This window comes from Pseudomonas pharyngis (genome assembly GCF_021602345.1).
Classification (GTDB): domain Bacteria; phylum Pseudomonadota; class Gammaproteobacteria; order Pseudomonadales; family Pseudomonadaceae; genus Aquipseudomonas; species Aquipseudomonas pharyngis.
Window position 1 is genome coordinate 148,551 of sequence record NZ_BQID01000003.1, and the last position, 25,561, is coordinate 174,111.

Genomic DNA, 25,561 nt, shown 5'->3' on the forward strand with positions numbered 1-25,561 from the left:
ACAGCCACACTTTCTGCCACACCAGAAAACACTGTGGGAGCGAGCCTGCTCGCGATGAAGGCTTAACATTCGACATTTATGCTGAATGTTTCACCACTATCGCGAGCAGGCTCGCTCCCACATTTATGACGCCGTGAGGCTTAAGCCTTTTTGGCAGCCGCCTTGGCCTTGGCACCGCGCTGACGCTGGGCTTCGAACAGGCACACGCCGGTCGCAACCGAGACATTGAGACTGCTGACGCTACCGGCCATCGGCAAGTGCACCAGGTAATCGCAATGCTCGCGGGTCAGGCGGCGCATGCCTTTGCCTTCGGCACCCATGATCAGGATGGTTGGGCCGGTCAGGTCCTGGTCATAGATGCTGACTTCGGCCTCACCCGCCGTGCCGACAACCCACAGACCACGCTGCTGAAGCTTTTCCAGGGTGCGCGCAAGGTTGGTGACGGCCACCAGCGGAATCACTTCCGCCGCGCCGCAAGCCACTTTACGTACGACAGGCGTCAGGGTGGCCGACTTGTCTTTCGGCACGATGACCGCCAGCGCACCGGCAGCGTCCGCCGAACGCAGGCAGGCGCCGAGGTTGTGCGGGTCGGTCACGCCGTCGAGCACCAGCAACAGCGGCGCGCCTTCGGTGCGATCGAGCAGCTCGTCGAGCATCGCCTCGCCCCAGACCTGGCTCGGACTGACGTCCGCCACCACGCCCTGGTGCACGCCTTCAACCCAGGCGTCCATTTCGCGGCGCTCGGCCTGACCGATCTGGACCCGGTTTTCGTTGGCCAACTCGATCAGCGTTTGCACGCGCGGATCGTTGCGACTCTCGGCCAGCCAGATCTGCTTGACGCGTTTAGGGTGGTGACGCAGCAACGCTTCTACCGCGTGAACGCCGTAGATTTTTTCCAACTGACTCATGACTTCGCCTTCGGTTTACGCGCCCCGCCACTTTTGGCTGGAGCGGAACCCGCTTTCGGCGGGCCTTTACGGTGTTTGCTCGGTTTGGCTGGCTTGCCGCCGGAAGCCTTGTCAGGCGCCGACCGTCCGGCCTTTCCCCCGGACGCCGCTTTACCACCGTTTTTGGCATCGGCCAGCAAGGCCTTCTTCAATTCACGGCTTTTGCGCAGCTCGGCGTTTTTCGCCACGGCATCGCTCGGACGATAGGCCTCGACAGCCTTCTCCTTGGCCGGACGACGGCTGGCGGTTTTTGCCGGAGCCTTTTCTTCCACAACCTTGGCTGCAGGAGTGGTCGTCTCGGCGCCACGCTTCTTGCGGCCGATCGGCGCGCTGATGGTTTTTTCAGCCATCTCGAAGTCGATCTTGCGCTCGTCGAGATCGACGCGCATGACGCGCACTTCAACGGTATCGCCAAGACGGAAGCTGCGACCGGTACGCTCGCCCGCCAGGCGGTGGTGCACAGGGTCGAAGTGGTAGTAGTCGCCCGGCAGTGCGGTGACGTGCACCAGACCTTCGACGTAGATATCGGTCAGCTCGACGAACAGCCCGAAACCGGTCACGGCAGTGATCACGCCCGGGAACGATTCGCCCACGCGGTCTTTCATGAACTCGCACTTGAGCCAGTTCACCACGTCGCGGGTCGCTTCGTCGGCACGGCGCTCGCTCATCGAGCACTGCTCGCCGAGTTGCTCCAGCGCTGCTTCGTCGTACGGATAGATGCGCGCCTTCGGAATGGTCATCGCACCGGCACGACGAACGTGCGGGGTGTCCTGTTTCGAATGGATCACGCTGCGGATCGCCCGGTGCGTGAGCAGGTCCGGGTAACGACGGATCGGCGAGGTGAAGTGGGTATAGGCTTCGTAATTCAGGCCGAAGTGGCCTTCGTTCTGGGCGCTGTACACCGCCTGGCTCAGGGAGCGCAGCATCACGGTCTGGATCAGGTGGAAATCCGGACGATCCTTGATGCTGGCCAACAGTGCCTGATAGTCCTTCGGCGACGGGCCATCCTTGCCTTTGTGCAGGGACAGACCGAGTTCACCCAAGAACGCGCGCAGTTTTTCCAGACGCTCCGGTGGCGGGCCGTCGTGGACACGGTACAGCGCAGGGATCTCGTGCTTCTTCAGGAATTCGGCGGTGGCCACGTTGGCCGCCAGCATGCATTCCTCGATCAGCTTGTGCGCGTCGTTACGGGTGGTCGGACGGATTTCGGCAATCTTGCGCTCGGAACCGAAGATGATCCGGGTTTCCTGCGTTTCGAAATCGATCGCGCCACGCACATGACGGGCAGCCAGCAATACCTTGTACAGCGCGTAGAGTTGCTTGAGGTGCGGCAAGACATCGGTGTATTCACCGCGCAGCTTGCGCCCTTCTGTCGCTTTCGGCGTTTCCAGCATCGCGCTGACCTTGTTATAGGTCAGACGGGCGTGGGAATGGATCACTGCTTCATAGAAGCAGTAGTCGGTCATTTCGCCGGACTTGGAGATGGTCATCTCGCAAACCATGGCCAGACGATCGACATGCGGATTCAGCGAGCACAGGCCGTTGGAGAGCTGCTCCGGAAGCATCGGCACCACGCGCTCGGGGAAGTACACCGAGTTGCCGCGCACCTGGGCTTCGTTGTCCAGAGCCGAACCAATCTTCACATAGCTGGAAACGTCGGCAATCGCCACGTACAACTTCCAGCCGCCGGAGAACAGCCGCAGTTTGCCCGGCTTGGCTTCGCAGTAGACCGCGTCGTCGAAGTCGCGGGCATCTTCGCCGTCGATGGTGACGAACGGCAGATGGCGCAGGTCGACGCGTTTCTCTTTGTCTTTTTCTTCGACTTCCGGCTTGAGCTTGCCGGCTTCCTTCAGAACGGCTTCAGGCCAGACGTGCGGAATGTCGTAGGTGCGCAGGGCGACATCGATTTCCATGCCCGGCGCCATGTAGTTGCCGACCACTTCGATCACATCACCTTGCGGCTGGAAGCGCGGCGTCGGCCAGTGAGTGATTTTCACCTCGACGAACTGACCGATCTGGGCGTTGGCGTTACGGCCCGGCGTCACCAGCACTTCCTGCTGGATCTTCGGGTTGTCCGCGACGACGAAGCCGATACCGCCTTCTTCGAAGTAGCGGCCGACGATGCTTTCGTGGGCACGGGACACCACTTCGACGATCACGCCTTCGCGACGACCGCGACGGTCCAGGCCGGAGACACGGGCCAGGGCACGGTCGCCGTCGAACACCAGACGCATTTGCGCCGGGCTCATGAACAGGTCGTCGGAGCCATCATCCGGCACCAGGAAGCCGAAGCCGTCGCGGTGACCGCTGATGCGACCGAGGATCAGGTCGAGCTTGTCGACCGGTGCATACGTGCCGCGGCGGGTATAGATCAGTTGAGCATCGCGCTCCATGGCGCGCAGGCGGCGGCGCAGGGCTTCAATCTGGTCTTCTGTGGTCAGACCAAACTCTTCGACCAGTTGCTCGCGGGCAGCAGGCGAACCTCGATCAGCAAGGTGCTGAAGGATCAGTTCGCGGCTGGGAATAGGGTTTTCATATTTTTCCGCTTCACGAGCGGCCTCGGGATCGAGGGACTGCCAATCGGCCATTAGAGAGTTTTCACCTTGTCTATATGCGGGTTAGTTTGGCATAGGCGCCATCAAACGGGAAATTTCAGACTATAAAGGCCTTTCTAAAGCCCTCTATCGACGTTCGAAAGCCGTTTTGAACACCGCTGGTAAAAAAAATCATTTTTTTTGCCGGCAGGGGTTTACAGTTAAAAAGTCGCTCCGTATAGTGCGCGCCATCGACGACGTACACACGTTGACGAGATGCCCAGGTGGTGAAATTGGTAGACACGCCAGCTTCAGGTGCTGGTGACCTTACGGTCGTGGAAGTTCGAGTCTTCTCCTGGGCACCAATTTCGAGTTTGAGACTAGATCAGTTTCAAGACTCACACAAAAACCCGCGAAAGCGGGTTTTTTGCATTCTGCGCCCCGCTTTTTCTGAAATTGATTTATTAAAATCAAATCAGGGGTTTACAGATCAAAAGGCGCTCCGTATAGTGCGCCACATCAACAGCGGCGACGCTGAAGATGAAGCCCAGATGGTGAAATTGGTAGACACGCCAGCTTCAGGTGCTGGTGACCTTACGGTCGTGGAAGTTCGAGTCTTCTTCTGGGCACCAATTCAAATTCAAGGTCACGATCTTGAATCTCACAAAAACCCGCGAAAGCGGGTTTTTGCGTTTCCGGGGTTTGGAAAACCTGAATCCCAACGCCTATCAGACCCACCCCTCCCCTGCAAGGCGCACTTGAGAAACAATATCGTTTATCATTGTTGCAAGTTTTTGCAATGCGACAGTGAGGAACCCTGCGAATGATGTTTCGAAATACCCTGCGCCGCGGCTTGACCTTCACCCTGCTCGGCCTGGCCCTCGCCACTCCCCTCGCCCAGGCTGCCGACACGGTTTCCCTGACGCTCTACAACGGTCAACACAAGGAAGTCGGCGACGCGATCGCCAAAGCTTTCGAAGCCAAGACCGGCATTCACGTCAATGTGCGCAAGGGTAGCAGCAACCAGCTCGCCAGCCAGATCATCGAAGAAGGCGACCGCTCACCTGCCGACGTCATCTACACCGAAGAATCCCCGCCGCTGAACAACCTCGGCGAGCAAGGCCTGCTGGCCAAGGCTGACGATGCGACCCTGGCCGTTCTGCCGAAAAAATACGTCGCCGGCAACGGCACCTGGATCGGCGTCACCGCCCGGGTTCGCGTGGTGGCCTTCAACCCGAAACTGATCGACGAAAAAGATCTGCCCAAATCGGTGCTGGATTTCGCCGATCCGCAGTGGCAAGGCAAGGTCGGCTTCGTCCCGACCAGCGGCGCGTTCCAGGAACAGGCCGTGGCCATCATCAAAAAGCACGGTCGCGAAGCCGCCGAAGAATGGCTGACCGGCCTGCGCGCCTTCGGCAAGACCTACAGCAACAACATGGTCGCCCTCAAGGCGGTGGAAAACGGCGAAGTCGCCACCGTGCTGGTGAACAACTACTACTGGTTCGCCCTGCAGCGGGAGAAAGGCAAGCTTGATTCCAAACTGCATTACTTCACCGGCGGCGATGTCGGCGGCCTGATCACCGTGTCCAGCGCAGCCGTGCTGAAATCCAGCAAACACCCAAAAGAAGCCCAGCAATTTCTCGCCTACATGGCCAGCGAAGAAGGCCAGCGCGTGATCACCCAGACCACCGCCGAATACCCGCTGCACAAAGGCATGGAGTCGGATCGCGGCCTCAAGCCGTTCAGCGAACTGGAAGCGCCGGATGTCACGCCTGCCGATCTGGGTAATGCCGAAGAGGCGCTGGAGCTGGAACGCGAAGTTGGCCTGAACTGATGACCGCATCGTTATCCGCCACCGCTACACGCGGGGGTTACGTACCACGGCGCAAACGGCCGTCGATCTGGCTGGTGCTGCCGGTTTTGCTGCTGGTGGTCATGAGCCTGTTGCCGCTGGCCTACGTCGGGCTCAAAGCCTGGCAGGCGGGCTGGACCGAAGCGCTGCATTTACTGTGGCGCCCCTATGTGTTCGGCCTGCTGCGCAACACGCTGGCGCTGATGGTTGGCGTAACCGTAACTTGCGGCGTGATCGGCCTGTCGCTGGCGTGGCTGCTGGAGCGCAGCAACTTGCCGGGCCGACGACTGTGGGGCGTGATTCTTTGCCTGCCGTTCGCAGTGCCAGCGTTTGTCAGCAGCTTCACCTGGGTGTCGCTGAGCGCACAGTTTGAAGGCCTTGGTGGAGCGATCCTTGTGATGAGCCTGTCGAAGTACCCGCTGATCTTTCTGCCGGTAGCCGCCACGCTGCGCAATCTTGATCCTTCTCTTGAGGAGTCCGCTCGCACCCTGGGACAGAATCGCTGGGGCGTGTTTTTCCGCGTCACCCTGCCGCTGCTCTGGCCTTCCTTGCTGGCCGGTTCGCTGCTGATTGCGCTGCACATGCTGGTGGAATTCGGCGCACTGTCGATCATCGGCCTGCAAACTTTCACCACCGCGATCTATCAGCAATTCGAACTGGAATTCAGCAATGCCAACGCGGCGATGCTGTCGGCGGTATTGCTGGCGCTGTGCCTGATGCTGTTGTGGCTGGAGTTGCGGGTGCGCGGCAAGGGACGACATGTACGTACCGGCCAAGGTGCGGCGCGTCGAGCTGAACAAGTGCGACTGGGCCCTTGGGCGATCGCCGGTCAGCTGTATTGCCTGATGCTGGCGATTGTCGGCAGCGGGATTCCGCTAGGCATGCTGGCCTACTGGCTCGCCGTGGGATCGTCAGCGGCATTCCCGGTTGCGGCGATCACTGAAGCTTTGCTGTCTTCATTGGCGCTATCGCTGGGTGGCGCTGGATTGTGTCTGGTGCTGGCAGTGCCGGTCGGGTTGCTGGTGGTGCGCTACAAGGGCCAACTGGCGATCTGGGCCGAGCGCCTGCCCTATCTGCTGCACGCCCTGCCGGGATTGGTGATCGCGTTGACGCTGGTGTATTTCGCCCTGCATTACGTGCCGGCGCTGTACCAGACCTCCGCGCTATTGCTGATCGCCTATGCCCTGCTGTTTCTGCCGCTGGCTCAGGCGCCGATCCGCACGGCGTTGAACAAGGCCGCGCCGCAACTCGAAGAAGCCGCCCGCACCCTCGGCGCCTCTTCGTTCACGGCGTTCTGCCGGGTGACTTTACCGATCATCTTCCCGGCACTGGGCGCAGCCTTTGCGCTGGTGTTTCTGGATGCCATGAAAGAACTGACGGCTACATTGCTGCTGAGTCCGACCGGGCTCAACACATTGGCGACTGAAGTCTGGGCGCATACCGCAAATGTCGAGTTCGCAGCCGCAGCGCCTTATGCGGCGTTGTTGATTGTGGTGTCGGGATTGCCCGTCTACCTGCTGACAACCCGGATGTATTTGAGCCGATAAAAAAATCGCAGCCGAAGCTGCGATTTTTTTTGCCCGCACTATCAGGCCCGGAACTGCCCCAGACTGGCCTTGAGCTGCGCCGCCAGACCATCCAGCACCTTGCCGCTGGCCGTGGTCTCGACCACCGCCTGTGCAGCTTTTTCGGCCTGGGCATGAATCGTTTCGACCCGCCCACGCACAGCCTGCGCGCCCTGCGCCTGATGCGCCGCTGCCTGAGTCGCCAGGCCAATCGCCGCATGCACCTGCTCGACCGACGCCTGCACCGACTGCTGCAGTCGCGCGCTGTCACGCAGCACCAGCAAACCTTCGCTCGCTTGACGCCCGGCCTGACCAATCGCCTCCACCGCCTCACGGGCGCCCTGCTGCAGGGCCACGATGTGCGCCTGAATGTCGCCGGTGGAGCTTTGGGTCTTGCTCGCCAGCGCCCGCACCTCATCCGCTACTACCGCAAACCCGCGGCCGGTTTCGCCGGCCCGGGCCGCTTCGATGGCCGCGTTGAGCGCCAGCAGGTTGGTCTGCTCGGCGATGCCGTGAATCACGGTCAGCACCACTTCAATCTGCTCGCTCTGCTGCGCCAGCCGTTCGATGACTTTCGCCCCGGTATCGACCTGCCCCGCCAGCGCCTCGATCAAGCTGCCGACCCTGGCCGAGGTGCGAGTGTTCTCGTCGGTGGCCTGACGAATATCCACCACCTGCTTCAACGCCGCCTGCATCGCATGGCTTTCCGACTGAGCCTCATCGGCCATTTGCGACAGCGCTCGCAGGCTTTCGGCCACTTCATCACGCTGCATCCCGGCCGCTGCGTCGGCCCCGGCGTTGCGCAGGGTCATAGCGCCGATTTCCACACCGGTGCGCTGAGCCACATCCCCGGCCTCGCGCACGATCGGCTGCAACTTGTCCACAAAGCGGTTGACCGCCGAGGCCATGTCGCCGATTTCGTCCTTGCTGTTGATCTGTACGCGTTTGGTCAGATCGCCCTCGCCCGCTGCCAGATCATCCATGGCGGCGTTGAGCATTTTCAGGCGATTGACGACCCGATGACCGAGCACCACCGCCAGCAGCAACAGCACCCCGGCCCCCACCAGCGCCAGGCCCATGCCGATACGCCAGCGCAGCGTTGCAGCAGCATCCTGCACGGTACTGGTGGTGTTGGCTTTCATCTCGGCAGCTGTGGACTGCGCCGATTGCAGGCGAGCCTGCATGGCGGTGGCGCTGTCGGCAGCGGCGCCCTTGAGGCTGTCACCGACCAGTTGATCGCTGCTGGCAATCAACGCCGAGAAGCGCTGGTCGAGGGCCGCCAGATCGGTTTCAACCGAAGCGGTCGAGACCCCCATCAGCACCTTGCCGATTTCCACGCCATTGGGGTTGATCGAGGCTTCCAGGTAGTAGACCGACGGATCGTTCTTCGCCGCATCCAGCACCTTGTCCAGCGCCCGCTCGCCCTGGCCTTTTTCCAAAAGGGCCTTGTTGATCGGGTTTTCGCGGTTGAGGTAGCGGGTCAGATGCTGGCCAGTGGCGTCGTCATACACCACGAACAGCACGTTGGGATTGCGCTGGGCCCGGCGGGCGAATTCGGACAGGGTCGGCACGTCGCTGTCCCACATGGCACGGGGCGCCACGGAGGCCAGCAGTTGGGCCATGTCATTGGCCGAATCCTTCAGGTCTTTTTCCAGAGTCGCACGCAGTTGCGCCTGCTCTTCCTTCAGACGCGAGGAAAGACCGGCGGTAAGGCGCTGACGGGTACTTGAGGAAAGGTTGTCGAGACTCGACGTGACTTCACGTCCGGCCTGCTCCAGCTCACCGGACAACTTCTGGCTGTCGGCGCCCAGGCGAGTGCCAAGATCGGCTTCCAGCGCGGTGACGGTGCTCCGCGTCAGGGCGACGGCCACCAGCACTTGCACCAAAAGGGCGATACCGAGGGTAACGAACACGGGCCGCAACAGACGGCTTTGTAACAGTGAGAGAACGGCTGACACTTTGAATCCCTCTACTTCTGACGCCATTAATTTGATGGCACTCTTGTAGACAGAATCACAGCAAAGGTCATGCCGTCCAACAGGCATAAACGACAAAGGCCCCGATGAAGGGGCCTTTGTGTTTTTACATCAACGACTTATCAAGCGAACGGATGACGCAGAACGATGGTTTCGTTGCGGTCCGGACCCGTCGAAATAATGTCGATCGGCGCGCCGATCAACTCTTCAACGCGTTTGATGTAGGCACGAGCGTTAGCCGGCAGCTCTTCCAGGGTCTTGGCGCCCACGGTCGATTCGCTCCAGCCTGGCACTTCTTCGTACACAGGCTGCAGACCCACGTAGCTGTCAGCGTCAGTCGGAGCAACGGCATTGCCTTGCGCGTCTTTGTAGCCGGTGCAGATGTTGATGGTTTCCAGGCCGTCGAGTACGTCCAGCTTGGTCAGGCAGATGCCCGAGATGCTGTTCACATCAATAGCACGACGCAGGATAACGGCGTCGAACCAGCCGCAACGACGGGCACGGCCGGTGGTAGCGCCGAACTCGTGACCTTGCTTGGCCAGGTGCGCACCGACTTCGTCGAACAGCTCAGTCGGGAATGGGCCCGAACCTACGCGAGTGGTGTAAGCCTTGGTGATGCCCAGGATGTAGTCCAGGAACATCGGACCAACGCCCGAACCGGTCGCCACGCCACCCGCGGTGGTGTTGGAGCTGGTCACGTACGGATAGGTGCCGTGATCGATGTCGAGCAACGAACCCTGGGCGCCTTCGAACATGATGTCTTTGCCGGCGCGACGCAGGTCGTGCAGCTCGGCAGTCACGTCCAGCATCAGCGGCTTGAGCAGCTCGGCGTATTCCTTGCACTCGGCCAGAGTCTTTTCGTACTCGATGGCAGGCTCTTTGTAGTAACCGACCAGCATGAAGTTGTGGTAGTCCACCAGTTCACGCAGCTTGTCTTCAAAGCGCGGCATGTTGAGCAGATCGCCAACACGCAAGCCACGACGTGCAACCTTGTCTTCGTAAGCCGGGCCGATGCCGCGACCGGTCGTACCGATCTTCAGCTCGCCGCGGGCCTTTTCACGGGCCTGGTCCAGCGCCACGTGGAAGGACAGGATCAGCGGGCAGGAAGGGCTGATGCGCAGGCGCTCGCGCACCGGTACACCCTTCTCTTCCAGCTTGGTGATCTCGCGCAGCAGGGCGTCAGGTGCAACCACCACGCCGTTGCCGATCAGGCACTGCACGCCTTCGCGCAGCACGCCCGACGGGATCAGGTGCAAGACGGTTTTTTCACCGTCGATCACCAGAGTGTGACCGGCGTTGTGGCCACCCTGGTAGCGCACTACGGCGGCAGCATGTTCGGTCAGCAGATCAACGATCTTGCCTTTGCCCTCATCACCCCATTGGGTGCCCAGGACTACGACATTCTTACCCATAACACTTGTCCTCATTCGCGCAAACTTGGTGCCGGCGTCAGCCGGCAGGAAAACTCAAGAAGCCAGTGGCGATACTTGCCAAAGCCCGTTCTGCTGGATCAATTGCCGGTCGCAGTCCGCATCACGGGCGGCGGCCAAAGGTTGTCCAGGCAACGCCTGAACGACACGCTGACCCTCACTGCGCAACTGGCAAACCTGCTGCCAGAGTGCCGCATCCGTACTGTCAGGCATCCAGATACCGCCAGACGGTAGCTCGATCTCAGCACGCCCCAGGGTCACCAGGGTTTTCAAATCGGTGGAGAAGCCCGTGGCCGGACGGGCGCGACCGAAGTCGGCGCCGATGTCGTCGTAGCGACCGCCCTGGGCGATGGACTGGCCAACACCCGGCACGAATACCGCAAACACCACACCGGTGTGGTAGTGATAACCGCGCAGTTCGCCCAGATCGAAGTACAGCGGCAGCTCCGGGAAGCGCACCGACAGACGCTCGGCGATCGCCAGCAAATCTTCCAGCGCCGCCAGTACCGGCGCTGGCGCATTGGCCAGACGCTCGCGGGCAGCGCTCAGCACTTCACGGCCGCCGCACAGGTCGACCAGCGCGCGCAACATGCCGGACAGATCGGCCGGCAGGCCTTCGGTCAAGGTAATGACCTCGTCGATGGCCTTGCGTTGCAATGCATCGAACAACTGCTGCTCGACTTCACCCGACAGACCGGCCGCCTGGGCCAGACCGCGGTAGATGCCGACATGCCCGAGGTCCATGTGCACGTCCGGCACGTCGGCCAGTTGCAGCATGGCCAGCATCAGGCTGATGACTTCAACGTCGCTGCTCGGGCTGGCATCGCCGTACAACTCGGCGCCCAGTTGGATCGGGCTGCGCGAGGACGACAAGGCACGCGGCTGGGCATGCAGCACGCTGCCGGCGTAGCACAGACGGCTCGGGCCTTCGCGCCGCAGGGTGTGCGCATCGATGCGCGCCACTTGCGGCGTGATGTCGGCACGGAAACCCATCTGCCGGCCCGATTGCGGGTCGATGACCTTGAAGGTACGCAGATCCAGGTCCTGGCCCGCGCCGGTCAGCAGGGATTCCAGGTACTCGATATGGGGAGTCACGACAAACTCGTAACCCCAGCTCTGGAACAGATCCAACACCTGACGACGCGCGACTTCAATGCGCGCCGCTTCCGGTGGCAGTACTTCTTCGATGCCATCTGGCAGCAGCCAGCGGTCTACCGTTGCCATTACGCCATTCCCCTTAGATCCGGGCGGCCAGCCCGAGGGCGAGCCTTGAGTGAAGCAGAAAATGACCGGCCCGTTCAAAACGCACGCGCATGAACGACGCGGCGAAAGGCCTGTTACCGGCTTCGCCCATCACTTTCCTCGAAAAACTGTCGGGCCATTCAACCCGATCTTCTGCAACAAAAACAGCAATCAAACGTGCAGACGCAAAAAAGCCGGGAATTTCCCGGCTGCCGCATCATACACACGTTTTCCCAAAGGATCACCCCGCCCGAGGTATTAGCCGCCGGGCGGAATGATTCAGGTCAACGTCGTATCAAGGCTTGGACTTTTCCAGATAACGGAAGAAGTCACTGCTTGGGTCGAGGACCAGGACGTCGGATTTGTTCGCGAAGCTTTCACGGTAGGCACGCAGGCTACGGTAGAAACCGTAGAATTCCTGATCCTGGCCGTAGGCCTTGGAGTAGATCGCAGCGGCCTGGGCATCACCGTCACCGCGAATCTCTTCGGATTCACGATAGGCTTCAGCCAGCAGCACACGGCGTTGACGATCGGCGTCGGCACGGATGCCTTCGGCCAGCTCGTTACCCTTGGCGCGGTGCTCGCGAGCTTCACGCTCACGCTCGGTGCTCATACGTTCGAACACGCTGCGGTTCACTTCTTTCGGCAGATCGATGGCCTTGACCCGGACATCAACCACTTCGATACCCAGCTCTTTTTCCGCCATCTTGTTCAGCGACGCGGTGATGTCAGCCATCAGCGCATCGCGCTCACCCGACACCACTTCGTGCAGGGTGCGCTTACCGAACTGGTCACGCAGACCCGATTCCAGACGACGGGACAGACGCTCGTCAGCGATCTGCTTGAGGCCGGACGTTGCGGTGTAGAAGCGCTCGGCATCTTTCACGCGCCACTTGGCATACGCATCGACCATCACGGCTTTCTTTTCCAGCGTCAGGAAGCGCTGTGTCGGTGCATCCAGCGTCATCAGACGTGCGTCGAATTTACGCACCTGGTTAACGTAAGGCACTTTCACATGCAGACCTGGCTGAACATCAGCCTGAACCACGCGACCGAACTGCAGCAACACCGCACGCTCGGTCTGAGCCACGATGTAGAAACAGTTCCAGCCAACCAGTACCACGACAACGCCAACGATCAGGGCGATCAGCGATTTATTGCTCATCAGCGGGTCTCCCTTGTACGCGACTGCGGCACGTCAGTGACATGCGGCGTGACGTCCGTGTTGTTGCTGGCGGCAGCCGAACCGGTGACCGGTGCATTGCTGCCCGAACTGTTCTGAATCATCTTGTCCAGCGGCAGGTAAAGCAGGTTGCTCTGGCCGTTCTTGTTGCCGGTCACGAGTACCTTGCTGGTGCTGCTGAAGACTTCCTGCATGGTGTCCAGGTACAGACGCTGGCGAGTGACCTCGGGCGCCTTGCGATACTCGGCAACCAGTTTGGTGAAGCGATCTGCCTCACCCTTGGCGCGCGAGACCGTTTCGTCACGGTAACCGTTGGCATCTTCGAGGATGCGCTGGGCCTGACCACGGGCTTCCGGCACCACGCCGTTGGCGTAGGTTTCAGCCTGGTTGCGCGAACGCTGCTCGTCTTCACGGGCGCGGATCACGTCATCGAAGGCTTCCTGCACTTCACGCGGTGCCGCTGCGCTTTGTACGTTGACCTGGGTAACGGTGATACCGGTGCGATAGGTATCGAGGAAACGTTGCAGACGCTCCTTGATCTCGCTGGCCATCAGCTCACGACCTTCGGTCAGCACCTGGTCCATCGCGGTGGAACCCACCACATGGCGCAGCGCACTGTCGGTCGCATGTTGCAGGCTGATTTCCGGCTGGTCGACGTTCAGCACGAAGTCCTGCAGGTTGCTGATCTTGTACTGCACGGTCAGCGGCACTTCGACGATGTTCTCGTCTTCGGTCAGCATCTGGCCCTGCTTGGTGTAGGCACGCTCACGCGTGACGTTCTCCATGTACTTCTTGTCGATCGGCGGGAAGTAGATGTTCAGGCCGGGACCGACAGTCTCGTAGTACTTGCCGAAGCGCAGCACCACGGCCTGCTCCTGCTCGTCCACAACGTACACCGCGCTGTACAGCCAGACGGCCGCCAGCACGACAAGGCCGATGCCGAGCAGGCCGCCGAAGCCGCCGCTCTTGCCCGAGCCACCACCGTCATCACCGCGTTTCTTTCCACCACCGAACAACCCGTTCAGGCTTTCCTGCAGCTTTCGGAAGGCCTCGTCGAGATCCGGCGGTCCCTTGCGGTCGCCGTTGTTGCGACGCTTGCCACCCCAAGGATCCTGATTGTTCGAGTTGCCACCCGGCTCATTCCAAGCCATAGCGCTCTCCATCTGATAAAGCAAAGACGCACCCACGGCGCGCCGACCAATGCTACAGAATGCCTGCCGTTGCGGCACAACCGCTTTGCCAGGCTTTTATTGCAAAGTGTGTTGCTCGATGAACTCCGTCGGCACAACGCCTTCACGACTGACCAGTCGATTGAGCTCCGAGCGTGGCAATCGAACGGCCAGCAAGCTGACCCCTTCTTCGTCGTGTTCTTCTTTCTGTACCGCGCCCAGTTCGAAGAACTGTGCACGCAGACGCGCGAACCGCTGAGGCAGGCGCAAGGTTCCCACGAACAGGTCACTGCCCAACAACTCGGCAATCGCCTGCTCGAGCAATTCCAGACCGGTGCCATCACGCGCCGACAGCCAGACCCGCTGGGGCTTGCCGTTTTCATCGCGCTGGATTTGTGGCTCAACGCCTTCAAGCAAATCGAGTTTGTTATAGACCTCGAGGATCGGCAAGTCCTGGGCACCGATCTCGCCCAGCACCACCATCACCTGCTCGATCTGCAACATGCGATCCGGTTCGGCCGCATCGATCACGTGCAACAGCAGGTCGGAGTTGCTCGACTCTTCGAGCGTAGACCGAAATGCCTCGACCAGTTTGTGCGGCAAGTGGCGGATGAAGCCCACGGTGTCGGCCAGGACAATCGGCCCCAGGTCGTCCAGATCCAGACGGCGCAGGGTCGGATCGAGCGTGGCGAACAGCTGGTCAGCAGCGTACACGTCGGACTTGGTCACGTTATTGAACAGCGTGGATTTACCGGCGTTGGTGTATCCCACCAGAGATACGGTAGGGATATCCGCACGCGAGCGGCCGCGACGCGACTGTTCGCGCTGGCTGCGCACTTTCTCCAGCCGACCCTTGATCTGGCGCAGGCGAACCCGCAGCAGTCGCCGGTCGGTTTCGAGCTGGGTTTCACCCGGGCCGCGCATGCCGATACCGCCACCCTGACGCTCAAGGTGAGTCCAGCCGCGAACCAGCCGGGTGCTCATGTGGTCAAGCTGGGCCAGTTCGACCTGGAGCTTGCCCTCATGGGTACGGGCGCGTTGGGCGAAAATATCGAGAATCAGACCGGTACGGTCGATCACGCGACACTCGAAAACACGTTCGAGGTTACGTTCCTGACTGGGTGTAAGGGTGTGATTGAAGATAACCAGATCGGCTTCTTCGGCGTGGACCAGGTCGCGCAGTTCCTCGACCTTGCCGCTGCCAATCAGGTATTTGGCGGTTGGCCGATGACGCGGCACGTTAAAAAACGCAACGGTCTCGGCGCCAGCCGAATTTGCCAGTTCCTGAAACTCCTGCGGATCTTCGCGCGCCTCAGGGTCCTGTCCATCCAAGTGAACGAGGATGACTCGTTCACCACCACCGTGGCGCTCAAAGAACAAAGGAGACTCCTATCAGGCGTTACCTGGCTCAGCGTCACCTGCTTCGGATTCGGTTGCGCTTGGCAGACGAATTGGACGAACCGGCACGACTGTAGAGATAGCGTGTTTGTAAACCATCTGGCTGACGGTGTTCTTCAGCAGGATAACGAACTGGTCGAACGACTCGATCGTGCCTTGCAGTTTGATCCCGTTCACCAGGTAGATGGAAACCCCCACTTTCTCTTTACGTAAAGTATTCAAGTAAGGGTCTTGTAGCGAATGCCCTTTTGACATGTGCCGCACTCCTTTAAGGATTCAATATAAAAAATAGGTAAACAAATGGCTTTTGCCGCCACACCCCCAAGGATAGACGGCAATTGCAAGGACTCAGCTCAATATGGAGATCGTCCCAAGGTATTTCAAGGCGCGTGGCAGATTGTCGCAATCCAGACTGTCGAGCCAGTGTAAATCTTTCCAGCTGCGCAGCCAGGTGAACTGGCGTTTGGCCAATTGGCGCGTGGCGATGATGCCCCGTTCCTGCATCTCGGCCGACGTCAGCTTGCCATCCAGGTAGTCCCAGACCTGGCGGTAGCCTACCGCACGTATAGACGGCAACCCGGCATGCAGGTCACTTCTATTACGCAGGGCTACGACCTCGTCGATGAATCCCTGTTCCAGCATATTTGTGAATCTTTGTTTAATGCGCTCGTGCAATACCTGCCGATTAGTTGGAGCAATCGCCAGGTTCGCGACAGTATAGGGCAATTGTTGCAGTCCCGATGCGGACGCTTCAGCACTTTGCGCAGATTGTTGCAGGCGCAGCGCAGTCATGCTCTGACCGCTGACCCGGTAAACTTCCAGCGCACGACTCAGTCGTTGTGGATCGTTCGGATGGATGCGTGCTGCAGACTCCGGATCGATGACCGCCAACTGATCGTGCAGGGCCTGCCAGCCAAGGCGTGCAGCCTCTTCTTCGATCTGCGCGCGAACCTCGGGATCGGCCGCCGGCATGTCCGCCAGACCTTCGATCAAAGCCTTGTAATAGAGCATCGTGCCGCCCACCAGCAGCGGAATTTTTCCACGTGCGGTGATCTCGGCCATGGCCTCCAGCGCATCGCGACGGAAATCCGCTGCCGAATAAGCTTCGGCCGGATCGAGAATGTCGATCAGTCGATGAGGGAATTCGGCCAGCAGTTCTTTGGAAGGCTTGGCGGTGCCGATGTCCATGCCGCGATAAACCAGCGCCGAATCGACACTGATCAGCTCGCACGGCAGCACCTTGGTCAGCTCGATGGCCAGATCGGTCTTACCCGCAGCGGTCGGGCCCATCAGGAAAATCGCTGGAGGAAGCTGGCTCATCAACGACCGCGCAGGAACAGTTTGTCCAGATCGTCCAGGCCCAGTTGGGTCCAGGTCGGTCGGCCATGGTTGCACTGACCGCTGCGCTCGGTATTTTCCATGTCGCGCAGCAGGCCGTTCATTTCCGGCAAGGCCAGGCGGCGGTTGGCGCGGATCGCGCCGTGGCAGGCCATGGTGCCGAGCAGTTCGTTCAAATGTGCCTGGATCCGGTCGCTGGTACCGTATTCCATCAAGTCCGACAGGACATCACCGACCAGTCGGTTGGCTTCGGCCTGCTTGAGCAGGGCGGGGATCTGCCGGATCGCAAGGGTTTCCGGGCCAAGGCGCTGCAATTCAAAACCAAGGCGCTGGAACCACGCCGCATGCTCTTCAGCGCAGTCGGCCTCGCGCTGACTGACCGCCAGCGATTCCGGCACCAGCAGCGGCTGACCGCTCAGGCCTTCGCTGGCCATGGCGATCTTCAGGCGCTCATACATGATCCGCTCGTGAGCGGCGTGCATGTCCACCAAAACCAGGCCTTGGGCGTTCTCGGACAGAATATAAATGCCCTTGAGCTGAGCCAGCGCGTAGCCAAGCGGCGGAATGTCTTCCTGACCGGCTGGCAATGCATTGGCATTGGCCTCGGGCAGCGGCGCAAAAAACTCGCGGTACGCGGCCTGGGCCTCGGCTACCGGCACGGTCGATTGCGGACGTGGCGTGTATTGATACTGATAAGCGCCGCCAGCGCTGGCGCCCGACGAGGTATTGAACGCCGGTTGCGCCTGCGGTTGCTCCAGCAACGCATTGGCCGCCAGACGCATTTCGCCCTGCGGCCCGAATTCACCAGCTTCAAGGCCGGTCGGCCGGACGATCGCGGTGGTGACCGAACCGGCAAGCTGATCTTCCGGCCGCACATCGCCGAGGGCACGGTGCAAGGTGCCATACAGGAAGTCATGCACCATGCGCCCGTCACGGAAGCGCACTTCGTGCTTGGTCGGGTGCACGTTGACGTCGACCGCTGCCGGGTCGACCTCGAAAAACAGCGCGAACGTCGGGTGCCGGCCGTTGAACAGCACATCGCGATAAGCCTGGCGCACCGCGTGGGCCACTAGTTTGTCGCGCACCGCACGGCCGTTGACGAAGAAATACTGCAAGTCCGCCTGACTGCGGTTGAAGGTCGGCAGACCGACCCAGCCCCACAAATGCAGGCCATTGCGTTCGATCTCGATCGGCAGCGCCTGCTCAAGGAAGCCCGAACCGCAGATCGCCGCCACACGCCGGGCGCGGGCCGCATCATCGTGGGCTTCGTGCAGGCTGAGGATGGTCTTGCCGTTGTGGCGCAAATGGAAAGCCACGTCGAAACGCGCCAGCGCCAGACGCTTGATCACTTCTTGCAGGTGATCGAATTCAGTTTTTTCGGTCTTGAGGAATTTGCGTCGCGCCGGGGTGTTGAAGAACAGGTCACGGACTTCCACCGAAGTGCCGACCGGGTGCGCCGCCGGCTGCACGCGGGGCGCCATGTCGCGGCCTTCGGTCTCGACCTGCCAGGCCTGATCGGCGTCGCGGGTGCGCGAGGTCAGGGTCAGACGCGCCACGGAGCTGATCGAAGCCAAAGCCTCGCCCCGGAAACCCAGGCTCATCACCTGTTCGAGGTCTTCCAGGTTACGGATCTTGCTGGTGGCGTGACGGGCCAGGGCCAGCGGCAGGTCATCGGCGGAAATACCGCTGCCGTCGTCGCGCACTCGCAGCAGTTTGACACCGCCCTGCTCGACATCAACGTCGATACGCTTGGCGCCGGAGTCGAGGCTGTTTTCCAGCAGCTCCTTGATCACCGAGGCCGGGCGTTCGACCACCTCACCGGCGGCGATCTGGTTCGCCAGCCGCGGGCTGAGCAGTTCAATGCGGGCAGCGTTCAGGACCTGATTCATTCTTTGGACGCCAGTTCGGTGCCGGGAATGGTCAGGTGCTGGCCGACTTTCAGATCATCGCTTTTCAGATTGTTGGCGCTACGCAGTGTGGCCGGCGAAATCTGATAACGCACGGCAATCATCGCCACGGTCTCACCCGGACCTACCCGGTGATCACGCGGCCCTTGAGCGATCTTGCCCGAATCACGCAGCCAGGCGATGTAAGTGCCCGGTGGCGGATTCTGCTGGAAGAACTGACGCACGCCGCTGCTGATCGAACGCGCCAGCGCCTGCTGGTGGCTCGCTGCCGAGAGTTTGTTCGCTTCGTTGGCGTTGGAGATGAAGCCGGTTTCCACCAGGATCGACGGGATGTCCGGCGATTTCAGCACCATGAACCCGGCCTGTTCCACGCGCTGCTTGTGCAGCGGGGTGACCCGGCCAATATTGGTCAGAACCTTCTGGCCGACGTTGAGGCTGGAGGTCAGCGAGGCGGTCATCGACAGGTCGAGCAGAACGCCGGCCAGCATGCGGTCCTTGTCGTCGAGGCTGACGTTGCCGGCACCGCCGATCAGGTCGGAACGGTTTTCACTGTCGGCCAGCCAACGGGCGGTTTCCGAGGTGGCGCCACGATCGGACAGGGCGAACACCGACGCACCAAACGCGGCCGCAGAAGGCGCGGCGTCGGCGTGGATCGAGACAAACAGATCGGCGCCCTTCTTGCGGGCAATCTCGGTACGGCCGCGCAGCGGGATGAAGTAGTCGCCGGTACGGGTCAGTTCGGCGCGGAAGCCTTTCATGCCGTTGACCTGACGCTGCAACTCGCGGGCGATCTGCAGTACCACGTCTTTTTCGCGCTGGCCGCGAGAACCCGATGCGCCCGGGTCTTCACCGCCGTGACCGGCGTCGATGACCACGATGATGTCGCGCTTTCCGGCCGGGGCCGGTGGCAGTTTGATCGCAGGTTCAGCCGGCGTGACAGGCACCGCCGGTACGGTAGCGACCGACGGCGTCGGCGCAGGCGGTGGCGCCGCGTCTGCCGGGTTGTCGAACAGATCGACCACCAGACGGTTGCCATACTGGGCGTTCGGCGCCAGCGAGAAGCTTTTCGGGGTGACCGCTTTTTTCAGGTCGATGACCACCCGCAGGTCGGTCGGCGTGCGCTGGGCCGAACGCATCGCAGTGATCGGCGTGTTGGCGGTCTGCACATTCAGCGGCGCGCCGAGGGTGGCGCCGTTGATGTCGATCACCAGACGATCCGGCGCGGTCAGCGTGAAGACGCTGTGCTGCACCGGGCCTGTCAGGTCGAACACCAGTCGCGTGTTGTCCGGCGCCCGCCACAGGCGCACGCTGTTGACCTTCGTCTCGGCCACAGCGTTGACGGTTACTGCCATCAACATCAGTCCAACGGCAGCCACCAACGCGCGAAAGCGCATACCTAACCCCATCATTCAATTGGTTTCCAATGCCAAAGCGGCACACCAGGCCTCGCCGCGCGAGCCCTGGGATAAAATGGTCAGCGAACGTCCGCTGTCTTGCGGGCTAATGGTAATGGTCAGGTCAGGCTTTGGCAAAAAGCCTGCACCTTTATCGGGCCATTCGATCAGGCACAGGGCGTCGTCTTCGAAATAGTCGCGGATGCCGAGAAACTCCAGTTCCTCCGGATCGACCAGACGATACAGGTCGAAGTGAAACGCGCGAACGTCACCGATCTCGTAGGGCTCGACCAGCGTGAAGGTCGGACTTTTCACCGCTCCCACATGCCCCAGACCGCGAATGATGCCCCGCGACAGCGTGGTTTTGCCCATCCCGAGGTTGCCTTCGAGAAAGATCAGGCCATGGCCCTGGGTGATACGGGCGATGCGTGCGCCAAAGTCGCTCATGGCCTGTTCATCGGCCAGGTACAGGGTTACTTCAGACACGGTGCATGCTCCTCCAACAACTGACGAATGGCTGGAATCAGATCACTGGCCGCCAGCCCACGGCCGAATTTACCTTGGTGCAGACCGGCGTTGGCGTGCAGCCAGACTGCCAGACTCGCGGCGTCAAAACCGTCCATGCCCTGGGCCAGCAGCGCGCCGATCAGGCCAGCCAGCACATCGCCGAGCCCGGCAGTGGCCATCGCCGGATGGCCTTGATGACACAGCGCCAGACGACCATCGGGATGAGCAATCAAAGTGCCCGCCCCCTTGAGCACCACCACCGCTGTGTATTTTTTGCTCAATGCCAGCGCCGCCGCCGGACGATCAGCCTGCACTTCGGCGGTACTGATCCCCAATAAACGTGCTGCTTCCCCCGGATGCGGCGTGATCACGCAATCCTTGGGCAAACTGACAAAACCTGAGGCCAGCAGGTTCAGCGCATCGGCATCCCACACCTGCGGCAGCGCCGCATTGGCGGCGGCCGACAAGAGTGCCCGCCCCCAAGCGGCCTGGCCCAGCCCCGGCCCGACGACCAGCACCGACACCTTTTCCAGCAGCCCCATCAATTGATTGGCCGAAGAGGCGCCCAACGCCATGGCTTCCGGCACCCGGCTCAATGCCGCTGGTACATGTTCCGGGCGAGTCGCCAGCGATACCATCCCGGCGCCACTGCGCAGCGCGCTTTCGGTGCTCAACAGGATCGCCCCGCCAAAACCATGATCGCCGCCGATCAGCAGCACATGACCGAAACGCCCCTTGTGCGCAGTCGGCGCACGGGCCGCCAGACGCGGCAGGTTAACCGCATTGAGCCGTTGAGCGGCGGCAGGAATGTCACTGAAGTTTTCGGCCGTGGCCTGCAGATCGTTAAACAGCAGTTCCCCGACATGATCCGCCGCCGAGCCCGTAAACAGCCCGAGCTTCAGGCCGATGAAGGTCACGGTGAGGTCAGCGCGCACCGCATGACCTAACGCATGACCGGTGTCGGCGCACAACCCGGAAGGGATATCGACCGCCACCACCGGCAATCCACTGGCATTGATTGCCGCAATCGCAGCGGCGTAAGGCTCACGCACTTCACCGCTCAGACCGGTACCGAGCAACCCGTCAACGACGATTCCGCGCAACTCGCAGGAAGGATGCCAGGGGGCTATCACCACGCCTTCGGCCACGGCATCGGCATGCGCTACGGCCGCATCACCCTGCAATCGCTGCGGATCGCCCACGGCCACTACCCGAACCTGCCAACCGGCCCGATGGGCCAGCGCTGCCACCAGGTATCCGTCACCCGCGTTGTTGCCGTGCCCTGCCAGCACCGTCAATTCGTTAGCAGATGGCCAATGTCGAACCAGCGCGCGCCATGTGGCATGGGCCGCTCGCTGCATCAATTCGAAGCCCGGAGTGCCGGCAGCGATCAGCCGCGCATCGAGTGCCCGCACCTGCGTGGCGCGGTACAGCGCGTCGGGTAATTGATCTTTAGTGTGCGGCATGCGTCTTCGGGCTCCGATGTCTGGCAGAATTATACGCACCTCAGCTCCGGTTTCTCTCGCCTCATGTCCGCCATCACCACAGATCTGCCCGCCCTCGCCCAATCCATCAAGGACTGGGGCCGCGAGCTGGGCTTCCAGCAAGTCGGCATCAGCGGTCTGGACCTGGCCGAGCACGAACAGCACCTGCAACGCTGGCTCGAGGCCGGCTACCACGGCGAAATGGATTACATGGGCGCCCATGGCAGCAAACGCTCGCACCCTGAGGAGCTGGTGCCGGGCACCTTGCGCGTGGTGTCGCTGCGCATGGACTACCTGCCGGGCGACACACAAATGGCGCAATTGCTGGGCAAACCGGAAAAAGCCTACATCTCGCGTTATGCCTTGGGCCGCGATTATCACAAATTGATCCGTAAACGCGTTCAACAACTGGCGGACAGGATTCAGTCCGAAATCGGTCCGTTCGGTTTCCGAGCCTTCGTCGACAGCGCTCCGGTGCTGGAAAAAGCCATCGCCGAGCAGGCGGGGCTGGGCTGGATCGGCAAGAACACTCTGGTGCTCAATCGCAAGGCCGGCAGTTATTTCTTTCTCAGCGAACTGTTCGTCGATCTGCCGTTGCCGGTGGATGAACCGCATAGCACCGAACATTGCGGCCGCTGCACCGCATGCCTCGACATCTGCCCGACCAACGCTTTCGTAGGCCCCTACGTGCTGGACGCGCGACGTTGCATTTCCTACCTGACCATTGAGCTGAAAAATGCCATTCCCGAAGACCTGCGGCCGCTGATCGGCAACCGCGTGTTCGGCTGCGACGACTGCCAGATCTGCTGCCCGTGGAACCGCTTCGCCCGCCCGTCCGGCGAAAGCGACTTCAAGCCACGGCACAATCTGGACAACGCAGAACTGGCCGAACTGTTTCTGTGGGATGAGGACAAATTCCTCAGCAGCACCGAAGGTTCGCCGCTGCGTCGGGCCGGTTACGAGCGTTGGCTGCGCAATCTTGCGGTGGGGCTGGGGAATGCACCGTCAAGCATTCCGGTACTGGAGGCGCTCAAGGCACGGCGCGAATACCCGTCAGAACTGGTGCGTGAACATGTGGAATGGGCGTTGAAACAACACGCCGACCGCCTTGAGTAGCGTAGCCACCGAAGATCAGCGAATTTCAAGCCAGCTTCTTCCTCCATTTGGCACTGCGCCCGTTGCCCGTAGACTCAATCAGCCCCTCTGCTTTGAGCGTGCGCAGTACCATTCGAACCGTATCGCGACTGACTCCAGGACAGGACTGTTCAATATCCGAGATGGAAAAAGGCAAGTTGCGCTTGAGCACCTCGTTTCTCACCCGATCACTTTTACTCCCTCGACGGTTATCGATCGTACCTACACGTTCCTCAAACTCTTTGTACGCTCGAAGCATCGCACCCCAAAAATAATCAAGCCATGGCTGAGCATCATGCGTCCCCTCATGCCAGCCTTTCGAGCTCAGTTCAAGCGTCTCGTAGTAACTCTCCTTTGATTCCTCGAACACCCGCTCAAGACTGATAAATCGCCCGACTCGATAATCGAACTGATAAAGCAACATTAGCGTCAACAGTCGCGCAACTCGCCCGTTACCATCTGAAAAGGGGTGAATGCATAGGAAGTCGAGCACGAGAAGCGGGACCAACACCAAGGGATCCGCCAGACTCTGACTCACCGCTCGCCGGTACTGGGTGACCATCTCAGTAATTGCGATAGGGGTCAGATGAGCCGCTATGGGACGAAAGCGAACGCGCGTGGTGCCGTCCAGGTGGCGCTCGACAATATCATTATTGGTCGCTTTCCAGCGCCCGCCGTCCTGAGGGAGATATCGATAAAGGACTGTATGTAGCTGCTGCAGAATGCCTTCTGAAAAGAACATCTCCTCTCCAGACTCATGGATGAGCGAAAGCGCGTCCCGATACCCGGCAATCTCCTGCTCGGATCTACTCTTGGGCTCCGAGCTTCCATTTACCAAGGATTTCAACCTGGCAGGAGCGACGGTTACGCCCTCCAAGCGGTTGGAAGACTCCGTAGACTCAATCACTGCAAGCTCTTTCAGATCATGGAGAATTTGAGGTGACTGAGCGACAAATAACTGCTGCTTACCCCGATACTCTCCAAGCGCCCGCAAGGTACTGAGCTGTAACCCATTGAAGCGCAGGTCAGTGAGAAAATCAGAAGTGAGCGAACGCATACCATGTTCCTTTAAATGGGGTAATCGACCACAAATAGGGTAATTAAGCTCTCCATTACCCCATTTAATGTTCTTTTTACCCCATTCAGTGCCCGCCGCACATCAAGCAAGCTCAACAGGATGTTTCACGTCGCAAGAATCAAGACGCGTCGTTATAGACGAACTTCGGCATTTCCCAATGGAAGCGAATCGCCAACAGCCTTAACAGAAAGCCACCGAACAACGTGATCAGAATCGCCTGCTCGCTCGGCACATTCAAGAACAGACAGAGCATGTAGCACCACGCGGCAGCGAACGAAACGCTGGCGTACAGTTCGCGGCGGAAGATCAGCGGGATATCGTTGCAGAAGATGTCACGCAGGATGCCGCCGAACACACCGGTGATCACGCCGCTGACCGAAGCCACCAGCATGCCGTGGCCCATTTCCAAAGCGGTCATGCAGCCGATCAGGGTAAATGCCACCAGACCGACCGCGTCGAGCACCAGAAACAGCGAGCGCAGGTGACGCATCCAGCGTGCGGTAAACACGGTGATCATCGCCGCGACCGTGGTCAGCACCAGGTATTCCGGGTGTTTGACCCAGGTCAGCGGGTAGTGCCCGAGCAGCACGTCACGCACCGAACCGCCGCCCAATGCCGTGACGCAGGCGATCAGCACCACGCCGAACCAGTCCATGCCGCGACGGCCCGCAGACAGGGCGCCGGTCATGGCTTCGGCAGTAATGGCGACGAGGTAGAGCATCAGCAACATGGTGGCGATCCTGGCAGGAAGGCGCGCAGTCTACTCACTTCACCGAGGCACCAAAAGAGGGCGCCTCGGCGTGGGTGCCGATCTCAGAACTTGATGAAATGCTTGCGGTAGTGCTGCAGCTCGGCGATGGATTCGCGGATGTCGTCCAGCGCCAGGTGAGTGCTGCCCTTCTTGAAGCTGTCACGCACGTCCGGCGCCCAGCGCGCGGCCAGCTCCTTGAGCGTGGAGACGTCCAGGTTGCGGTAGTGGAAGTAGCTTTCCAACGACTTCATGTGGGTATAAAGGAAGCGGCGATCCTGGCAGATGCTGTTGCCACAGATCGGCGACTTGCCCTTCGGCACCCACTTTTCGAGGAAGGCGATGGTTTCAGCCTCGGCCTCGGCCATGCTGATGCGGCTGTCGCGTACGCGCTGGGTCAGGCCGGAGTTGCCGTGGGTGCGGGTATTCCACTCATCCATGCGGGCGAGGACTTCGTCGCTGTGGTGGATGGCGATCACCGGGCCCTCGGCCAGGGTGTTCAGGTCACTGTCGGTGACGATGGTGGCCATTTCGATGATGACGTCGTTTTCCGGATCCAGACCGGTCATTTCGAGGTCGATCCAGATCAGATTCTGCGGGTTTTGCATTTTTCGGCTCCTGAGCAATGCTGCGCAGTTTAGCCTAGGCAGCCTGCCGGGCGTGCTAAACTCGCGG

At 60.7% G+C, this 25,561-nt stretch carries 20 protein-coding genes and 2 tRNA genes; 5 read left to right on the forward strand and 17 right to left on the reverse strand.

The genetic code is table 11. The features are described from left to right. Positions 1-140 precede the first annotated feature (140 nt). Positions 141-908: a 23S rRNA (guanosine(2251)-2'-O)-methyltransferase RlmB gene (gene rlmB / locus L6D74_RS07600; RefSeq protein WP_085611057.1), complete on the reverse strand. Its 768-nt coding sequence runs from the start codon at positions 906-908 to the stop codon at positions 141-143. After that, a complete protein-coding gene (gene rnr, locus L6D74_RS07605; RefSeq protein WP_064593109.1) occupies positions 905-3,535 on the reverse strand; it encodes a ribonuclease R in 2,631 nt (876 codons plus the stop codon). Before rnr ends, rlmB begins: the two co-directional genes overlap by 4 nt. A 224-nt stretch (positions 3,536-3,759) precedes the next feature. Between rnr and L6D74_RS07610 the strand changes: the two genes are divergently transcribed. The 4 genes from L6D74_RS07610 (at position 3,760) to L6D74_RS07625 (ending at position 6,880) form a co-directional block, all read left to right on the forward strand. Further along, positions 3,760-3,846 (forward strand) — tRNA-Leu (locus L6D74_RS07610). Positions 3,847-4,026: 180 nt separating this feature from the next. Next, positions 4,027-4,113, forward strand: a tRNA-Leu gene (locus L6D74_RS07615). Between the two features lie 191 nt (positions 4,114-4,304). Beyond that, positions 4,305-5,315 (forward strand): extracellular solute-binding protein, encoded by a 1,011-nt coding sequence (locus L6D74_RS07620; protein WP_221398579.1) that lies wholly within the window; start codon positions 4,305-4,307, stop codon positions 5,313-5,315. Beyond that, positions 5,315-6,880 carry an ABC transporter permease gene (locus tag L6D74_RS07625; protein WP_236188570.1) on the forward strand — a complete coding sequence of 522 codons (1,566 nt, stop codon included), beginning with the start codon at positions 5,315-5,317 and terminating at the stop codon, positions 6,878-6,880. The genes L6D74_RS07620 and L6D74_RS07625 overlap by 1 nt, the downstream gene beginning before the upstream one ends. Before the next feature lie 41 nt (positions 6,881-6,921). Here L6D74_RS07625 and L6D74_RS07630 read toward each other — a convergent pair whose 3' ends face one another. The 12 genes from L6D74_RS07630 to L6D74_RS07685 form a co-directional block, all read right to left on the reverse strand. Continuing rightward, a complete protein-coding gene (locus L6D74_RS07630) occupies positions 6,922-8,856 on the reverse strand; it encodes a methyl-accepting chemotaxis protein (RefSeq protein WP_236188572.1) in 1,935 nt (644 codons plus the stop codon). A 140-nt stretch (positions 8,857-8,996) separates the two neighbouring features. Then, positions 8,997-10,286 carry an adenylosuccinate synthase gene (locus L6D74_RS07635; protein WP_064379102.1) on the reverse strand — a complete coding sequence of 430 codons (1,290 nt, stop codon included), beginning with the start codon at positions 10,284-10,286 and terminating at the stop codon, positions 8,997-8,999. Between the two features lie 54 nt (positions 10,287-10,340). After that, complete coding sequence (locus L6D74_RS07640; protein WP_011332186.1) at positions 10,341-11,528, reverse strand: ATP phosphoribosyltransferase regulatory subunit; 1,188 nt, start codon at positions 11,526-11,528, stop codon at positions 10,341-10,343. Positions 11,529-11,841: 313 nt separating this feature from the next. Next, positions 11,842-12,711 carry a protease modulator HflC gene (gene hflC / locus L6D74_RS07645; RefSeq protein WP_007950723.1) on the reverse strand — a complete coding sequence of 290 codons (870 nt, stop codon included), beginning with the start codon at positions 12,709-12,711 and terminating at the stop codon, positions 11,842-11,844. Further along, a complete protein-coding gene (gene hflK / locus L6D74_RS07650; RefSeq protein ID WP_039766653.1) occupies positions 12,711-13,880 on the reverse strand; it encodes an FtsH protease activity modulator HflK in 1,170 nt (389 codons plus the stop codon). Before hflK ends, hflC begins: the two co-directional genes overlap by 1 nt. 96 nt (positions 13,881-13,976) lie before the next feature. Further along, positions 13,977-15,278 carry a ribosome rescue GTPase HflX gene (gene hflX / locus L6D74_RS07655; RefSeq protein ID WP_064593103.1) on the reverse strand — a complete coding sequence of 434 codons (1,302 nt, stop codon included), beginning with the start codon at positions 15,276-15,278 and terminating at the stop codon, positions 13,977-13,979. Positions 15,279-15,290: 12 nt separating this feature from the next. Next, positions 15,291-15,551: an RNA chaperone Hfq gene (gene hfq / locus L6D74_RS07660; protein WP_007902656.1), complete on the reverse strand. Its 261-nt coding sequence runs from the start codon at positions 15,549-15,551 to the stop codon at positions 15,291-15,293. 93 nt (positions 15,552-15,644) lie between these two features. Continuing rightward, entirely contained in the window at positions 15,645-16,616 is a 972-nt protein-coding gene (miaA, locus tag L6D74_RS07665; RefSeq protein ID WP_085648069.1) for a tRNA (adenosine(37)-N6)-dimethylallyltransferase MiaA, read from the reverse strand. Beyond that, entirely contained in the window at positions 16,616-18,523 is a 1,908-nt protein-coding gene (mutL, locus tag L6D74_RS07670; RefSeq protein WP_039766643.1) for a DNA mismatch repair endonuclease MutL, read from the reverse strand. Before mutL ends, miaA begins: the two co-directional genes overlap by 1 nt. Then, positions 18,520-19,899 (reverse strand): N-acetylmuramoyl-L-alanine amidase, encoded by a 1,380-nt coding sequence (locus L6D74_RS07675; protein WP_371857703.1) that lies wholly within the window; start codon positions 19,897-19,899, stop codon positions 18,520-18,522. Before L6D74_RS07675 ends, mutL begins: the two co-directional genes overlap by 4 nt. 51 nt (positions 19,900-19,950) lie before the next feature. After that, entirely contained in the window at positions 19,951-20,421 is a 471-nt protein-coding gene (gene tsaE, locus L6D74_RS07680; RefSeq protein ID WP_007950729.1) for a tRNA (adenosine(37)-N6)-threonylcarbamoyltransferase complex ATPase subunit type 1 TsaE, read from the reverse strand. Beyond that, entirely contained in the window at positions 20,409-21,908 is a 1,500-nt protein-coding gene (locus tag L6D74_RS07685) for an NAD(P)H-hydrate dehydratase (RefSeq protein ID WP_236188573.1), read from the reverse strand. Before L6D74_RS07685 ends, tsaE begins: the two co-directional genes overlap by 13 nt. 63 nt (positions 21,909-21,971) lie before the next feature. Here L6D74_RS07685 and queG point away from each other — a divergent pair, with 63 nt between their 5' ends. Then, positions 21,972-23,042, forward strand: coding sequence for a tRNA epoxyqueuosine(34) reductase QueG (gene queG, locus L6D74_RS07690; protein WP_236188574.1), 1,071 nt, complete (start codon positions 21,972-21,974; stop codon positions 23,040-23,042). Positions 23,043-23,067: 25 nt separating this feature from the next. Here queG and L6D74_RS07695 read toward each other — a convergent pair whose 3' ends face one another. The 3 genes from L6D74_RS07695 to orn form a co-directional block, all read right to left on the reverse strand. Further along, complete coding sequence (locus L6D74_RS07695) at positions 23,068-24,117, reverse strand: Fic family protein (RefSeq protein ID WP_236188575.1); 1,050 nt, start codon at positions 24,115-24,117, stop codon at positions 23,068-23,070. Between the two features lie 139 nt (positions 24,118-24,256). Then, the gene (locus L6D74_RS07700) at positions 24,257-24,868 is read right to left on the reverse strand and encodes a trimeric intracellular cation channel family protein (RefSeq protein ID WP_236188576.1); all 612 of its coding nucleotides are present in this window, start codon (positions 24,866-24,868) and stop codon (positions 24,257-24,259) included. Between the two features lie 83 nt (positions 24,869-24,951). Then, positions 24,952-25,494: an oligoribonuclease gene (gene orn, locus L6D74_RS07705; RefSeq protein ID WP_064593092.1), complete on the reverse strand. Its 543-nt coding sequence runs from the start codon at positions 25,492-25,494 to the stop codon at positions 24,952-24,954. Positions 25,495-25,561: the final 67 nt, after the last annotated feature.

Coding starts and splice junctions, on each gene's coding strand:
- orn (WP_064593092.1), bottom strand. CDS start 25,494: ATGCAAAACCCGCAGAATCTGATCTGGATCGACCTCGAAATGACCGGT.
- L6D74_RS07640 (WP_011332186.1), bottom strand. CDS start 11,528: ATGGCAACGGTAGACCGCTGGCTGCTGCCAGATGGCATCGAAGAAGTA.
- rnr (WP_064593109.1), bottom strand. CDS start 3,535: ATGGCCGATTGGCAGTCCCTCGATCCCGAGGCCGCTCGTGAAGCGGAA.
- hflK (WP_039766653.1), bottom strand. CDS start 13,880: ATGGCTTGGAATGAGCCGGGTGGCAACTCGAACAATCAGGATCCTTGG.
- L6D74_RS07695 (WP_236188575.1), bottom strand. CDS start 24,117: ATGCGTTCGCTCACTTCTGATTTTCTCACTGACCTGCGCTTCAATGGG.
- L6D74_RS07700 (WP_236188576.1), bottom strand. CDS start 24,868: ATGTTGCTGATGCTCTACCTCGTCGCCATTACTGCCGAAGCCATGACC.
- hflC (WP_007950723.1), bottom strand. CDS start 12,711: ATGAGCAATAAATCGCTGATCGCCCTGATCGTTGGCGTTGTCGTGGTA.
- L6D74_RS07620 (WP_221398579.1), top strand. CDS start 4,305: ATGATGTTTCGAAATACCCTGCGCCGCGGCTTGACCTTCACCCTGCTC.
- L6D74_RS07625 (WP_236188570.1), top strand. CDS start 5,315: ATGACCGCATCGTTATCCGCCACCGCTACACGCGGGGGTTACGTACCA.
- L6D74_RS07675 (WP_371857703.1), bottom strand. CDS start 19,899: ATGTTGATGGCAGTAACCGTCAACGCTGTGGCCGAGACGAAGGTCAAC.
- hfq (WP_007902656.1), bottom strand. CDS start 15,551: ATGTCAAAAGGGCATTCGCTACAAGACCCTTACTTGAATACTTTACGT.
- queG (WP_236188574.1), top strand. CDS start 21,972: ATGTCCGCCATCACCACAGATCTGCCCGCCCTCGCCCAATCCATCAAG.
- miaA (WP_085648069.1), bottom strand. CDS start 16,616: ATGAGCCAGCTTCCTCCAGCGATTTTCCTGATGGGCCCGACCGCTGCG.
- L6D74_RS07685 (WP_236188573.1), bottom strand. CDS start 21,908: ATGCCGCACACTAAAGATCAATTACCCGACGCGCTGTACCGCGCCACG.
- rlmB (WP_085611057.1), bottom strand. CDS start 908: ATGAGTCAGTTGGAAAAAATCTACGGCGTTCACGCGGTAGAAGCGTTG.
- L6D74_RS07635 (WP_064379102.1), bottom strand. CDS start 10,286: ATGGGTAAGAATGTCGTAGTCCTGGGCACCCAATGGGGTGATGAGGGC.
- mutL (WP_039766643.1), bottom strand. CDS start 18,523: ATGAATCAGGTCCTGAACGCTGCCCGCATTGAACTGCTCAGCCCGCGG.